General features: G+C 62.8%; 9 protein-coding genes and 1 pseudogene. 4 read left to right on the top strand and 6 right to left on the bottom strand.

Going from position 1 to position 14,953, the window contains the following annotated elements; translation table 11 throughout:
* Window positions 1-385 precede the first annotated feature (385 nt).
* The 4 genes from glgB to XcyCFBP4188_RS23760 all read right to left on the bottom strand — a co-directional run bounded on the left by glgB (window position 386) and on the right by XcyCFBP4188_RS23760 (window position 9,757).
* Entirely contained in the window at window positions 386-2,569 is a 2,184-nt protein-coding gene (gene glgB / locus XcyCFBP4188_RS07235) for a 1,4-alpha-glucan branching protein GlgB (RefSeq protein WP_104591855.1), read from the bottom strand.
* A gap of 11 nt (window positions 2,570-2,580) precedes the next feature.
* The gene (gene treS, locus XcyCFBP4188_RS07230; RefSeq protein WP_104591854.1) at window positions 2,581-5,931 is read right to left on the bottom strand and encodes a maltose alpha-D-glucosyltransferase; all 3,351 of its coding nucleotides are present in this window, start codon (window positions 5,929-5,931) and stop codon (window positions 2,581-2,583) included.
* Entirely contained in the window at window positions 5,928-9,044 is a 3,117-nt protein-coding gene (locus XcyCFBP4188_RS07225) for a maltotransferase domain-containing protein (RefSeq protein WP_006451142.1), read from the bottom strand. Before XcyCFBP4188_RS07225 ends, treS begins: the two co-directional genes overlap by 4 nt.
* A gap of 500 nt (window positions 9,045-9,544) precedes the next feature.
* Window positions 9,545-9,757, bottom strand: coding sequence for a DUF6959 family protein (locus XcyCFBP4188_RS23760; protein ID WP_374730453.1), 213 nt, complete (start codon window positions 9,755-9,757; stop codon window positions 9,545-9,547).
* A 120-nt stretch (window positions 9,758-9,877) separates the two neighbouring features.
* Between XcyCFBP4188_RS23760 and XcyCFBP4188_RS07220 the strand changes: the two genes are divergently transcribed.
* Entirely contained in the window at window positions 9,878-10,177 is a 300-nt protein-coding gene (locus XcyCFBP4188_RS07220) for a hypothetical protein (protein WP_074065930.1), read from the top strand.
* A 78-nt stretch (window positions 10,178-10,255) separates the two neighbouring features.
* Here XcyCFBP4188_RS07220 and XcyCFBP4188_RS07215 read toward each other — a convergent pair whose 3' ends face one another.
* Window positions 10,256-10,876, bottom strand: a complete 621-nt coding sequence (locus XcyCFBP4188_RS07215; protein ID WP_074058675.1) for a DUF4142 domain-containing protein — start codon at window positions 10,874-10,876, stop codon at window positions 10,256-10,258.
* Between the two features lie 280 nt (window positions 10,877-11,156).
* On the opposite strand from XcyCFBP4188_RS07215, the gene XcyCFBP4188_RS07210 reads away from it, so the two are divergent.
* The 3 genes from XcyCFBP4188_RS07210 to XcyCFBP4188_RS07200 all read left to right on the top strand — a co-directional run bounded on the left by XcyCFBP4188_RS07210 (window position 11,157) and on the right by XcyCFBP4188_RS07200 (window position 14,308).
* Entirely contained in the window at window positions 11,157-11,825 is a 669-nt protein-coding gene (locus XcyCFBP4188_RS07210) for a hypothetical protein (protein WP_104591853.1), read from the top strand.
* 363 nt (window positions 11,826-12,188) lie between these two features.
* Entirely contained in the window at window positions 12,189-13,424 is a 1,236-nt protein-coding gene (locus XcyCFBP4188_RS07205) for a hypothetical protein (protein WP_104591852.1), read from the top strand.
* A gap of 152 nt (window positions 13,425-13,576) precedes the next feature.
* Window positions 13,577-14,308 carry a carbon-nitrogen hydrolase family protein gene (locus XcyCFBP4188_RS07200; RefSeq protein WP_174705830.1) on the top strand — a complete coding sequence of 244 codons (732 nt, stop codon included), beginning with the start codon at window positions 13,577-13,579 and terminating at the stop codon, window positions 14,306-14,308.
* Between the two features lie 512 nt (window positions 14,309-14,820).
* On the opposite strand, the pseudogene XcyCFBP4188_RS07195 reads toward XcyCFBP4188_RS07200, so the two are convergent.
* Window positions 14,821-14,953, bottom strand: a pseudogene (locus XcyCFBP4188_RS07195) (IS1595 family transposase); the annotation flags it as partial.

The raw sequence follows: 14,953 nt of genomic DNA, 5'->3' as shown, positions 1-14,953 counted from the left end.
GCCTGCGTCGAGGTGGGCTCAGGCAGCGCACCAAACCGGGCAGGACATCGGTAGCCACGTAGCGCGGTCGCACGCAGTGGCTGTGCCCTGCACACCGCTGCATGCGCGCAGCCACTGTTGCGCGCAGCGCAGAAAGCGGCCTCAACAAGCCAAACAACACTCACAGCAATCAAAACGCCCACGCACAACGCTCCCGCAAAGACGGTCGACGGAAGGCATGGCGGCGGCTGTGCCCGGCAGCCCTCCCCGGGCTGCCTAAGAAGCGGCTGACAAAACTGCCGCGCGCCAGTGAAGGCGTTCGCGGTGTTTCGTTTACCACTCTACGGCGCGCAATCTAACAGGTGCCGCACCGCCGGACCAGCTGCCCGGCGGTGTATGCGATGCATCAGCCGTGCGGCGTCAGCACGATGACGCCCAGCGGCGGCAACAGCAGCGGCAGCGATTGTGTCTGGCCGTGCATGGACTGCTGCTCTGCAGTGACCACACCGCCATTGCCCAGATTGGCACCGCCGTAGATGCCGGCGTCGCTATTGAACACTTCGCGCCACTGACCGCTCTGCGGCACGCCGATGCGATAGCCGTGCTGCACCAGCGGGGTGAAGTTGATCACCACCAGCACCGGTGCATCGCCGCGTTTGCCCTTGCGCAGGAACGCAACCACGCTATTGGCCGCATCATCGCCCACCACCCACGCAAACCCGGACGGATCGTCGTCGTAGGCGTGCAGCGCGGGATATTCGACATACAGTCGATTCAGATCGCGCACCAGGGTCTGCACACCACGATGGCGTGGGTCGTCGAGCAGGTGCCAGGGGATGCCACCGTCGTGGTTCCACTCGGTCGGTTGGCCGAACTCGCAGCCCATGAACAGCAACTTGCGCCCGGGGTGGGTGAACATGAAACCCAGGTACGCACGCAAATTGGCGAAGCGCTGCCAATCGTCGCCAGGCATACGGCCCAGCAGCGAGCCCTTGCCGTGCACCACTTCGTCGTGCGAGATCGGCAGCACGAAGCGCTCCGAATACGCATAGACCATGCTGAAGGTCAGCTCGCCATGGTGATAACGGCGGTAGATCGGATCGAGCGCGGCGTAGTGCAAGGTGTCGTGCATCCAGCCCATGTTCCACTTGTAGTGGAAGCCCAACCCGCCATGCGCCACATCGGCGGTCACACCGGGGAACGCGGTGGATTCCTCGGCGATCATCACCGCACCGGGCGCATGCTCACGCACCACCTCGTTGAGCCGGCGCAGGAACGCGATGGTTTCGTAGTTCTCGCGCCCACCGTGGATGTTGGGCACCCACTCGCCGGCATTGCGGCTGTAATCGCGGTACAGCATCGAGGCCACCGCATCCACGCGCAGGCCGTCGACGTGGAAGCGCTGCAGGAACTCCAGCGCGCTGGCGATCAAAAACCCGGACACCTCGCGGCGCCCGTGGTTGTAGATCAGCGTATTCCAGTCGCGGTGGAAGCCTTCGCGCGGGTCTGCATGCTCGTACAGCGCCGTGCCGTCGAAATGCGCCAACCCATGTGCATCGGTGGGGAAATGCGCCGGCACCCAATCGACGATCACACCGATCCCGTCGCGATGGCAGCGCTCGACGAAGCGGGCGAAGCCATCCGGCGAGCCGAAGCGCGCGGTGGGCGCAAACAGCCCCAACGGTTGATAGCCCCACGAGCCACCGAACGGATGTTCGGTCACCGGCATCAGCTCGACGTGCGTGAAGCCCATATCGGCCACATACGGAATCAGGCGATCGGCAAGCCCGTCCCAGTCCAGGTCCACGCCTTCTTCGCGCAGCCAGGAGCCGGCGTGGATCTCGTAGATGCTCATCGGTGCGTCGTGCGCCTGACGGCGTGCGCGTGTGGCCATCCAGCCGTCGTCGTTCCACTGGTGCGGCGTGGGGTCGGCCACGATCGAAGCGGTGCCCGGAGCAAGCTCCGCACGCCGCGCTACCGGGTCGGCCTTGGCCGGCAATTCGTTTCCATGCGGGCCGCGCAGCTGGTACTTGTAATGCGCCCCAGGGCCGACATCGGGCACGAACAACTCCCACACGCCGGACTGATGCCGCAGCCGCATCGGATGCCGGCGCGCGTCCCAGCTATTGAAGTCGCCCACCACCGCCACACGTGTGGCATTGGGCGCCCACACCGCGAAACGCGTGCCGCGCACGCCATCGACCTCGATCGCATTGGCGCCGAGTGCATCGGCCAACTGCAGATGATGGCCTTCGCTGATCAGGTGCAGATCGAAGTCGCTGAGTTGCGGGCCGAACGCAAACGGGTCGGCGGTGTCCTGCTCGCCGCCGGGCCAACCGATGCGCAGGCGATAAGCGCCTTGCGCCGGCAACTCGCCAGCAAACAGGCCCGGCTCCGGGCCTGCCTCCAGTGCGATGACCTGCCCGTCGTCGAGCACTGCGTTGACGTAGTTGGCGCCCGGTTGGTAAGTGCGCAGCACCCGTCCGCTGTCGGTCGGGTGCGCGCCAAGGATGGCGAATGCATCGCCATGGCGTGCCTCGGCCAGGGCGCGGGTCGCGCCGGGGTCCCATCGATTGGTCACTGCTGTCATCACTCCACTCATCATGTGTCTCCTGCATCAGCGCGCGCGCGTTGCAGGATGCGTCGCAAGCCTTCTACCGGCACCATCAACCAGCCCGGCCGGTTGGCGGCTTCGTAGCGCACTTCGTAGCAGGCCTTTTCCACCAGGAACAACAAGGTTGCTGCATTGAACGCTGCCGGCGCGATCCACGGATGCGTACTGGCATCGAGCACGGCATGGTACGCGTCCAGAAATGCCTGCGTGGAGCGGCGACGGAACTGCACCAGGAATTCATCCAGATGCGTATCCACCCCCACGCCCGCACGTGCGGCAGCGCCCTCTTCGCCACGTGCAGAGACTTCGCTGGCGTAATCGAGCGAGCGCAGGAAACCGGCCACATCGCGTAGCGGGCTGGCCTTGGCGCGGCGCTCGGACAGTGGCTTGGCCGGCTCGCCTTCGAAGTCGATCAGGATCACATCGTCGAACGCCACCAGGATCTGGCCCAGATGGAAGTCGCCGTGCACGCGGGTCAACAACGACTCGGCGAGCACGCCCGGTGCCTTGGCCAGCAAGGCCTCCAGCTGCGAGCGTTCGGCCAGCACCGCTTCCAGTGCGTCGCGTTCGATCGCATCGTCGCTGCTGGCCAGGCGTGCGTTGACTGTGTCCCACATCTGTTCGACCTGGCGCGCGACGCCAGCCACCACATCATTGGCAGCGGGCAGATCGATCCGCTGCGGGACGAAATCGGCATCGTCGGTGTCGCGCGACAAGGCTTCGTGCAGCTCGGCCAGGCGCTTGCCGACCACGGCAGCGAACGCGTCGTAACCGGCCACGGCTTCGGCGCGCGATTCGTCGGTCTGCGCGGTGGCGTACTCGTCGAAACTGCGTGCCAGATGGTCCAGCGTCCAACGCCAGGCATCGCCCTGATTGCGGATAAAGCCCTGCAGCAACGCAATGGTGGTGATGGTGCCCTGCGCGTCGATGCGACTGACGCTGCCCAGCAGGGGCGCGGCGTTGGCATAGCCCATCTCGGTCAGGCGACGGCCGATCTCGATCTCCGGATTGGCGCCATTGGCCACATGCCGCAGCAGCTTGAACACCGCCTTGTCGGCGACCACCAGCGAGCTGTTGCTTTGTTCGGCCGACAACCAACGGATGTCCGGATCCTGCGGAATATCCAGCTTGGCCAACGCCGGCGTCGCTTCGAAACGCACCTGTCCCTGCTGCGAGGCATCGTCGCCATCGCGGAACTCCAGCGTGGAATTCTCGCGCAGCGCGTCGATCACTCCGCGCACCATCGGCTTGAGGGCGAACGCATCGGTGAGGTAACCCACCTCGCGGCCCTGACGCACACGCGCCAGTGCCAACTGCTCGGCCAGGGTGCTGGGGTGGTCGCGCTCCCACACGATGCCGATCGGCAGCATGTAGCTCTCGTGGCGGCCATCTTCCAGCTCCACTTCCAGCTCCAGCAGGCTCATCGGCTCATCGCCGGGCAACGGCGTGCGACGCGAGATACGCACGTGTTTCAGCACCTGATCCTTGGCCGAGAACCAGCGCCGCGCCGACAGCCAGGCCGGCAGGATTTCGCTTTCCAATGTGGAAAGATGCGGCAGCAGCGCGTTGCCTTCGTCGGTATCGCTACGCAACACCAGCGTACGGTAATCCGGCAGCGGCACCGGAGTGGGCACATGCCAATCCGGCAAGGTCCCCTCGCTGACCAGCTGGAACGCATAGAAGCCGAACGGCGGCACCGTGAGCAGATAAGTCAGGCGGCCGACCGGCGGGAAGCTGCCGCCACCGATGATGTCCACCGGCACGCGGCCTTCGAACTCGGATAGATCCAGTTCCACCGCCTGCAGCGTATGCGACAGATTGGCAACGCACAGCACCGTCTCGTCCTGATAGCAACGCAGGTAGGCCAGCATGCGGCGGTTACCGGGATACAAAAAGCGCAGCGTGCCGCGGCCGAAGGCCTGGTAGCGCTTGCGCACGCTGAGCACACGGCGGGTCCAGGTCAGCAGCGAATGCTGGTCGCGGATCTGCGCTTCCACATTCACTGCCTGGAAGCCGTACAGCGGGTCCATCACCGGCGGCAACACCAGCTGCGCCGGGTCGGCACGCGAGAAACCGCCATTGCGGTCGATCGACCACTGCATCGGCGTACGCACACCATCGCGGTCGCCCAGATGGATGTTGTCGCCCATGCCGATCTCATCGCCGTAATACAGCACCGGCGTGCCGGGCATGGTCAGCAACAGGGAGGTCATCAATTCGATGCGGCGGCGGTCGCGCTCCAGCAGCGGCGCCAGACGGCGACGGATGCCTAAGTTGATGCGCGCGCGGCGATCGGAGGCGTAGGTCTGCCATAGATAATCGCGCTCCGAATCGGTGACCATTTCCAGCGTCAACTCGTCGTGGTTGCGCAGGAAGATCGCCCACTGGCAGCTCTCCGGAATCTCCGGGGTCTGGCGCATGATGTCGGTGATGGGGAAGCGGTCTTCGCGCGCGATCGCCATGTACATGCGCGGCATCAGCGGGAAGTGGAACGCCATATGGCATTCGTCGGCGTTCTGGCCGAAGTATTGCTGGGTGTCTTCCGGCCACATGTTGGCTTCGGCCAGCAGCATGCGGTCCGGGTATTCGGCATCCAGCGTGGCGCGGATCTTGCGCAGGATCGCGTGGGTTTCCGGCAGATTTTCGTTGGAGGTGCCGGAGCGCTCGATCAGGTACGGCACCGCATCCAGACGCAAGCCATCCACGCCGCGATCCAGCCAGAAGCGCATTACTTCCAACACCGCTTCCAGCACGGCGGGGTTGTCGAAGTTGAGGTCCGGCTGATGCGAATAGAAGCGGTGCCAGAAGTACTGCCCGGCCACCGGGTCCCAGGTCCAGTTGGACTTTTCGGTATCGCAGAAGATGATCCGCGTGCCTTCGTATTCCTGGTCGGTGTCCGACCATACATAGAAGTCGCGCTCCGGCGAGCCAGCCGGCGCATTGCGCGCACGCTGAAACCAGGAATGCTGATCGGAGGTGTGGTTGATCACCAGCTCGGTCACGACGCGGATGCCGCGCGCATGCGCCTGCGCCACCAGCTGCTCGAAGTCGGCAATGGTGCCGTAGTCCGGATGCACCGCCATGTATTCGGCAATGTCGTAGCCGTCGTCGCGGCGCGGGCTGGGGTAGAACGGCAGCAGCCAGATGGTGTCCACGCCGAGTTCGGCGATGTAATCCAGTTTGGAAATCAGGCCGGGAAAATCGCCGATGCCATCGTCGTTGGAGTCGAAGAACGACTTGACGTGCACTTGATAAATGATCGCGTCTTTGTACCAAAGCTGATCTGCAACCACCGCAGATTGTTCTGCGTCGGCTTGTAACGATGGGACTGCATTCATGCGACCTCTCCTGCGCGGATGCGCCATAAAGCGAACGGCCGCGTCGCCTCTAACCGGATGTGTTGTTGCTTGCCTTGCCATGTGAAGCGATGGCCGTCCCACAGATCGTCCACTGCCACGCTGGCGTGATCGGGCAGGCCCAACTCCCACAATGGAATTTCGATAGCGGCATCCTGTGCGGCGTTGGGGTCCAGATTGATTGCCACCAACACCATGCTGCGGCTGCGCGAGAGGTAACCGGCATCCAGGAACTTGCCGAAATACAGCACCTGCTCGTTGTGCGCCTGATAGAACCGCGTGCCCAGGTGCGATTGCAGCTCGGGGTGCATGCGGCGCAGCTGGTTGAAGCGGGTGATCTCATCGACGATGTCGCCGGGCGCACGTTCGGGCCAGGCGCGCAGCTGGAATTTCTCCGAGTCCAGATACTCTTCCTTGCCCGGCGCCAGTGGCGTGGCTTCGCACAACTCGAAGCCCTGATACATGCCCCACAGCCCCGACAAGGTCGTGGCCAACGCGGTGCGGATCAAATGCCCATTGCGCCCACTGGTCTGCAGGAACTGCGGATTGATGTCCGGCGTATTGACGAAGAAATGCGGGCGGAAGCATTCGCGCGGCACGCCTTCGTTCAACTCTTCCACGTACTCCTGCAGCTCGTGCTTGTGGTTGCGCCAGGTGAAGTAGGTGTAGGACTGCGAGAAGCCGCACTTGGCCAGGCGATACATCATCTTCGGGCGAGTGAAGGCCTCGGACAGGAACACCACGTCCGGGCGGCGCCCACGCACATCGGCAATCAACCACTCCCAGAACGGGAACGGCTTGGTATGCGGGTTGTCCACGCGGAACAGCGTGACGCCCTCGTCGACCCAGAACAGCACCGCATCGCGCAGCGTGTTCCACAGATCCGGCACCGCACCGCTGGCGTAGAAATCGACGTTGACGATGTCCTGGTATTTCTTCGGCGGGTTCTCCGCGTATGGAATCGAGCCATCCGCGCGCCAGGTGAACCAGTCCTTGTGATCCTTCAACCATGGGTGATCCGGCGCGCACTGGATGGCGAAGTCCAGCGCCACTTCCAGCCCGTGCGCACGTGCGGCCTGGATCAGGCGGCGGAAGCCATCGAGCCCGCCGAGTTCGGCGTGCACTTCGGTATGCCCGCCATCGCTGGCGCCGATCGCATACGGGCTACCCGGCTCGCCGTCGACCGCAGTGACCGTGTTGTTGCGGCCCTTGCGGTTCTTCGCGCCGATGGGATGGATCGGCGGCATGTACAACACGTCGAAGTTCATCGCACGGATATGCGCCAACCGCTCGATCACATCGTCGAAGGTGCCGTGGCGCTGCGCATCGCCGCTCTGCGAGCGCGGGAACAATTCGTACCAACTGGCAAAGTGCGCCGCGCGGCGCTCCGACTCCACCCGGAAGGTCACCGGCGTCTCGGAGCGGAACGGCTTGTCGTCGGCCAACGCCATCGCCTGTGCGGTGTCCGGCTCCAGCACGATGGCCAGCTGCTGCAATGGCTCGCTCTGCGCACCGATGCGGGTGAGGACGGCCTGCAAACGCTCGGCCAATGCACCTTTGCTGCGCGCGTGCGCGGCCTGCACCACCGCCACCGCCTCCTGCACATCCACCGGCAGCACCGTGTTGGCGGCGCGCTTCTTTTCCAGATCCGCATGCAAGGTGGCGAACACATCGCGCCAGCCTTCCACACGGAACTCATAGGTACCGATGCGCTCCAGCGGAAACTCCGCACGCCAACGGTCGTTGCCCAAGGCGCGCATCGGCGCGCTGGCCCAGGTCTTTGCATCGGCCGGGCGCCACAGCACGGCGACTGCAATGCGGTCGTGCCCATCGCAGAACGCATCGGCCTCCACGCAAATGCGGTCGCCCACCGTGCGCTTGACCGGGAAGCGGCCGTTATCCACCGAGGGTGTCACCGACTCGATACACACGCGTGGCCACGCGGCCGCCGTCTGCGCACGCGGGCGCATCCGCGGCACTGCCAGCACATGCCGCGCCGGCACACTGCGATACACGCGCACCTCGCCCGGCTCCAGCGCCTCCAGCGTCGCACCGGACAAGGTGCTGCCGTCTTCGCCCACCAACGCTTCGGCATCGCCTAACAGACGCAGAAGGTCCGGTGCCGGCACCGGCACTACATGTGCGGCATCGCCATTGATCAACAGCAACGACGGCAAGCCACCGAGCGGCTCCACCGCCACGGCAGTGAGCCCGGTGGCTTCGCGCAATAGCGGGCGCAGCCGCAGGCCGGCATTGCCGGTCGGCGCACCATCAGCGGCACGTGTGCTCGATGGCACTGCGTTCAACTGCGCCGCGTCCAACAACCACGCACCGCCCAAGGCCTGCGCAAGTTGCCAATGCTGCTCGGGACTTGCCGCACGTTTGCCATCGGGCGCATCGAGTACCGCAACCACCTGGGTAGCGAGTGCGCGCAACGCGGTGTCTTCATCGAAGAACCAACTGCTGCGCCCATCCCACCACGCGAGCGAAGAGAACGCCGCATCGAACCCGGCACCGGCCAACTGCTGCAAGGCTTCAGTGCCCAGGCCTGGCGTCCACGCTGCAAACACCACTTCCGGCGCCTGCGCATGGACGCGTGCGATCAACTCGCGCCAGCGCTGCGCCGGCACCTGTTGCGGCTGCAGCAAGCGAAAGCCGGCCACGCCTTGCGATACCCAGTCAAGCAAACGCGCGCTCCACCACTCCACCAGCGCCGCACCTTCCTGCGCATAGGCAAAACGTGCCTCGGCCACTTCCGGCGTCGTGCGCGGCTGGCGCGGGTCCGGCACCGCCGTGCTGCGTGCACGAAACCACTGCGGGTTCTCGCGCACCACCGCGCTGGCGCCGCCTACTTCGTCCAGGCGCACGTCGAGCAGCAGCTTCACGCCAGCGCGCTGCGCCGCCTGCACAAGCTCACCCAGGCGCGCTGCGTCGGCCTCGCTGCCGCTGGCGACTTCGCTGAGCCGGCCTTCTGCATCGCGCTCGAACGGCGGCGGCGCCACCACGTAGTCGCAGCCCGCCTCGCGCGCAGACACGCAACGCTGCTCCAGCCCGGCTTGCTCATTGGTTGTTTCGTTGAGTACACAAATCCGCATGGCGCCTCCTCAGCAGGACGCGGCGCAAACACGCGCCGTGACGACAATGGGAGCAACGCGGCGCGAACCACCCAGCAGATCCACAGGCGCTCGCTCACGACGCACCAGTCCAACTCCCGTCCAGATCGCCCCTTGGCTGACCGCCTCGCCGACCTTTCCACCTGTGACTGCACTCATGCGCAACTCCGCAACGATTCTTGACCCATGCAGTCAAACACCCTCACTGCGAATTTCATGTGTCGGTCGAATTGACGAAAATCAAACAAGCGCGGCTGTGGTGCGGGCTCAGGCAGCATTGGCCAACTCCCCAAGCGTTGTAAGGCTATGAACTTAAGCTGCAGGGAGAGCAAGGATGCGGAGCTACGTCATGGCGGCACTGCTCACCATCGCCACAGTTGCAGCGGCAAAGGATCAGAGGCTGAGCCCGAGCCGTGCCGGAGAGCAGGATGCGACGCTTGAGTTAAGCCCACCTGCCAAGCGCAAGCTGCCTGGACGAATTGTCAGGCACCCGTGGACCGGGAGAAAGGAATGTCCAGCTGATGTTCGCCCAGTACTGAGGTGTAATGGGCCAGCATACCGAGCAGCTTGCTGTGCACATCTTGTAGCTCATCAGAAGAGTCGGGACCACCAGCTAGCGCGTCGGCGACCTGGGCACATAGCGCATGGAGTGTATCTCCTTGCAGCAAAACTCCTGGAGACTTTCGCCCAGCCATTGCAACGTTGCGATGACACTGGGTACTGACGCAATCACGTTCAATGCATGCGCAAGAGGAGATCACGTTGATAAAGCACCCCAGCTGGGGCAACATTCCAGATCGTAGCGATGTGAAGGTATGAGCATTCAAACAAGAACCAATAATGCATTCGCAATCCGCTCTTTCCTATCGCTTGTTGGTGGAGTGGTCTTGTTTCAAGCCGGAAATGCGCTGGGCAAGGGCTCCTTCTATCAGATCAACTGGTACTTCATTGCCCTTTGTGCTGTTTATGCATTAGGTCCGATCGCCATTCTTCGAGCCATTCAGCGTCGCCCCAGTTTTCCCAGGCGTCTGTATTCTATAATTCTTAGCGTGTTGGCGCTGTTGGGGGTTGTGGGAGGAATCGCCTTTTCCCTGATCCCCCTTCCAGGTCCCTAAGCTCGAAAACGACGACGTCGCGCTCACCCGCCGCTTGCAGACCAGGCGTGGCAGACCGGCGATCTGCCACACCCACGCTCACATCGTCTTCTTGATCTCTTCCGCCTTCGCCAGGTGCTGCTCGACGTGCGTCTTGGTCTCGGTCAGGTGCTGCTTGACCGGCTCGGTCGACGCCACTGTCATCATCTGCGTCTCGATCAACTGCAGCGCGTCCTTGTGCCCGGCGATCATTGCATCGATGTAGGCCGCTGCGTAGTCGTTGCCGGACGTCTGCCCCAGCGTGGACAGGTCCTGCTCGCCCTTGCTCTCCAGCTTCTTGACGTCCGGGGTTTCGGCCAGCGTCCCCAGCGCCTTGGTCTTTTCCAGGTTCTCGGTGTGCTCTTTCTCCATCATCTTCGCGTACTCCAGCACCGCGCCGGTGACCTTCTTGTCCTGCGCCTGCTTCGCTGCGGCGATCTCGTGGTTATCCACCGCCCCGAGCAAGCCCAGGGCGATATCGTCTCCGGAACTCGCGCGCGCCGCGCCTTCCGGCGCCGGGCTGGCTTCGCCGACAGGCGGTGTGGTCGGGGTCGCCGCGCCACCGGTCGGCGTCGGCTCGGTGGACGCGGCAGGCGCTGCGGCCTCCTTGTCGGCATCCGGCTTGCAGCCAGCGAGCGCCAGCGCCGCGACGATGGACAGGACCAACAGTGATTGTTTCATGCTCCACTCCCTCTCGATTGGAGACAGCAGCATCGCCCTCCCCAGGTGAAGAGAGCTCATACACTTCCACTGAGTTAATCAGACACAAGCATGGGCTGCGGAGCGAAGACACAACGCCGCACCATGCACGCACCGCACGCGGCGGCGCGCGCTTGCGCGCGGGCGTGGAACTGGACGTGGGTCAGCACGGCTGTGGTACGCATGGCGTGTGGTGACACTTTCCTGCTGAAAGACGGCCCGGTTTGCCGCACAGTACCGCGCCACATTTGGAGTGATTGCCATGCATAAGGCCTGGATGCTTGCCCTGTTGGGCGTTTCGCCGTTGGTCCACGCCGCGCCAGCCACCGACGATGCCACCTGCCGCAATGGGTTGTTCACCAGCGCGCAGGTGGCGTTCTCCCTCGGCAAGGTCATCCCGCCGCGCCTGCATCTGCTCAAGGACACCGATGGCTGTCCGGACAAGGGCGGGGCCGCATGCCAGGGACGCGCCTACGTGGTCAAGAACGATATCGTCCTGACGGCGCAGCGCCGCAATGCGTATGTCTGCGTGCTCTATCCCAACAAGGGAGGCGGCAATGCTGGTTGGGTCGCACAGTCCAGCCTGCAGATGCAACCAAGCGCGGCCACGCCCACACCGCAGGCGTGGAACGGCCACTGGCACTACGGCGACAACATGCTGCAATTGACCCCCAACGCAGACGGCAGCATCACCGTCAACGGCGATGCGTACTGGCCCAGCGCCTATCCCGACCCGGAACAGACGCCGGGCGGTCCGCACACCGGCTCGGTCACCGCGCGCGGCTATCCAGAAGGCAACCGCGTCGAGGTCAACGAGAACACGTGCAAGGTGCGCCTGCAATTGCTGGGCGACATGCTGCTGGTCGACGACAACCTGGAATGCGGCGGAATGAACGTTTCCTTCGGTGGTGTGTATCGAAAGAAGCAATAGCAAGCGCAGGCACCCTGTGCGCAGCACTCCTGCAGAGGAAGGCGCACACGTGGTTGCGCGACCTCCAATCACTGGCCCATCCCAACGCAGCCCCCACATGCGCCCGCCCAACGGAAGCAGGCACGCCATCAGCCACCGCGCGGCATGAAAGCAGATGCGAAGCGGCGCAGTGCGGTTTCCGGTGGCCTGCACCGACCAGAACGGATTCGGCTCGCTCGATCCCGCAATCGGCCCAATGGACGGTAGCAGCAGGACGCGCCAGATCACCTGGCCATGGGTGACGCACCACGTGGACCGACGTCATTTATCATGGCCGATTGCTGTTTTGAAGGAATTGCGTTGAGACGTTCCGCCCCACGCCCGATGCGCGCACTACTGTGGTTTTCCGTTGCGTTGCTTGCCGCTTGCAGCACCACCAACACCACTCACAAGCCGCTGCCGCCATCGGCGGACACTACTGGCAACACAAGTTACTGCATCGGGCGGCTTGCCGTTACGGGCAATATGCCCTTGCATTTTCTGGGGAGTTCCGCGCAGTTTTATTGGGGCGATGTCGATACCTACCGCGAAGACGCAGCCAGCTATGCGCAGCGCTTGCTGGCCGCGCAAGCATCGGCCAGTGATGGCCGGGTGCGCCAACTGGTCAAGCCAGTAGAAATGCTGGCGCAGGACGATGGCAGGGTGATCGTCGCACGCGAGGAAGAAGCATTGCCGCTCGATCCAAATGTGGTACAGGTCACCGGCTTCGTCCATCGCGATGGCACGACCTTCCGCTTCCAGAAGAGTGCCATCAGCCGCCTGCAGGACATCACCGAGCGGCGCACCAAGGAAATCCTGGCCCCCATCACCAGCAGCGCATCGCCCTTCCCGCCGGCGGCGCAGTCGCAGCAGGGATTCTGCGTCATGCACGGCACTGTCAATTTGGCACCCGGACATGACTGGCACGAAGCATCCAGGGTCGAGGGAGAATTCAGCCTGCAGGAAACGCGCTACCGTTTCAGTCTGCGTTCGCGCTACCTGCGCTCGCTGTCGTTGAACGAACAGGAAGTGACAAACCAGCGCGACCTGCTGCTGGCACTTGCGGGTGCCATACCGGATTCCCGCCTGGTGCCGATCAGTGAACTACCGGTCGCCGCCAGCACCCCATCGCAAGCCAGTGCCAGCCTGCTCGAGATGACGACAGCCGACGGCAAGCAACAGGTCTATGAGTGGCACATGCCAGCTGCCAGTACAGCGCCCGGTACGCCGGCAACTTTTCTGTATATCTGGCCAGCGTTCGGGCAAGCCTCAGCCCAGGACCAAGCCAATTTCACGCGCTGGATTGTTGCCCATCCGCAGCAGGCGACACCGCTGTTGCAGATAAAGCACATGGCCAGCGGCGGCGGACAGCAACAGGCAACGCCGGCAGCGGAAGAGAGCAGGCTCGTCTACCGGATGCAGCTGCATTACCCGGGCAACCAGTCTGCCGGCGGGCGCCATTATGTGATCTACAAGGATGGCCAGAAAGTCGATGAGGGATTCAGCGATGCCCATGGATTTACCAAGGCGCACAATGCCGATTACGACCAGATCTGGGGAACCACGGTGCTCAACAAATGAACATCTGCCTCAAACCGGCGCACCTAGTTTTTTACAGGATTCAGGCTGGAGAAGTTCGGTAAGCATCCAGGCAATCTGTCTTCCCGAGGCCGTTGCTTAGGTAGGCGTCTAGTCAAGATTCCCAGCCTCAACACATCCACACGAGACAGGCAATGAAGTTAATCGCTGCGCAAATCCCTTCTATACCTGGCGAGATCGGAAAAAACATCAGTAAGCACCTCGATGTCATCCGCCTGGCTGCGAGCAAAGATGCCGACGTACTGGTCTTTCCCGAGCTTTCCCTTACCGGTTATGAACCAGGTCTGGCGGAGTCTCTGGCGGTGCACCCGACTGATCGGCGCTTTGATGAGTTTCAGGCATTAAGCGACCGATATGGCATGCTCATCGCCGTTGGTGCGCCGACGAAGGGGACGAAAGGCACCGAAATCAGCATGATTTGCTTCCAACCAGGGCTGGCGCGCAGTACCTATTCCAAGCAGCATCTACACGTCGACGAATACCCTTTTTTCACCCTCGGCACTGAACAGCTCGTGCTCAGACAGGCAGACCATATCCTGGCACCCGCCATTTGCTACGAGTCACTGCAGGCAAGCCATGCAGAACACGCCGCAAAGTTAGGCGCTCATGTATATCTGGCAAGCGTGGCCAAGTCTGAGAGAGGCGTCGCATCGGCCTACAGTCATTATCCGATGATGGCAAAACCCCATTCCATGACTGTGATGATGGCGAACTGTATCGGCGCCGCCGATAATTTTATAGGAGCAGGTCTGTCCGCTATCTGGAGCAGTGCCGGTGAACTCGTTTGCAGCGCTGACGCCTTTCGAGAGGCATTAGTGGTGTACGACATACGGACTGGAGAAGCGGGCGTCTTCAGATTGGATTGAGGTCAGGCCAAGGCCAAATGAAACGCGGACACAATCACCCCTATCGGCCAGGATCGCAAGGCATGTACGCCGGCCCCTCAAGAAGATCATGAAGATCCTCGGGCCCAGGCGAGATAATTGAGGTTGAACCATTGCATGTGGCCGTCAGTCTGAACTCAGACTTGGCTGGCTGATCTTCAATAACGCGTACACCGTCGATAACGCATAAAACGCCGAACAGTGTTGCATCGGCCGCTATTCGCAATGCGGCGGCAACGTGAGCTTGGTCTGCAGGATCAAGACCACGATACCAAACTGACAAACTGACCAGAGATTGAGCGGGCCTGCGGCCCGGTGGAGCTTTTAGAAGTTCCAAGCAATCATGAACTGCGGCATCCGCGCATTCGGTCTTTAGCGCATTAACAAAGTCGTTTTGAGTCATCTTTAGTCCTTGCCGTTGAAGAGCTCGCCATCTTCCATTTTAGAGCGTGTTATGAACTTTGCCCTTGTCACGACCTGATTAGCCCCGACTCTCAGCCATGAAAATTGCTCGCTGCACGTAAAACCGGCTCTGGGCATAGTGTGGATTGCATCATGGCCGTGGCAAGTCGTGGCAGCATCTCGCGCAAGCGGAATCGACGATTAAAACGATAGGCCGCTTCTCCC

The sequence above is a fragment of the Xanthomonas hortorum pv. cynarae genome (assembly GCF_002939985.1).
GTDB lineage: Bacteria > Pseudomonadota > Gammaproteobacteria > Xanthomonadales > Xanthomonadaceae > Xanthomonas > Xanthomonas hortorum_D.
Note: the sequence above shows the minus strand (reverse complement) of the source record. Positions and strands in the feature narration are given on the sequence as shown.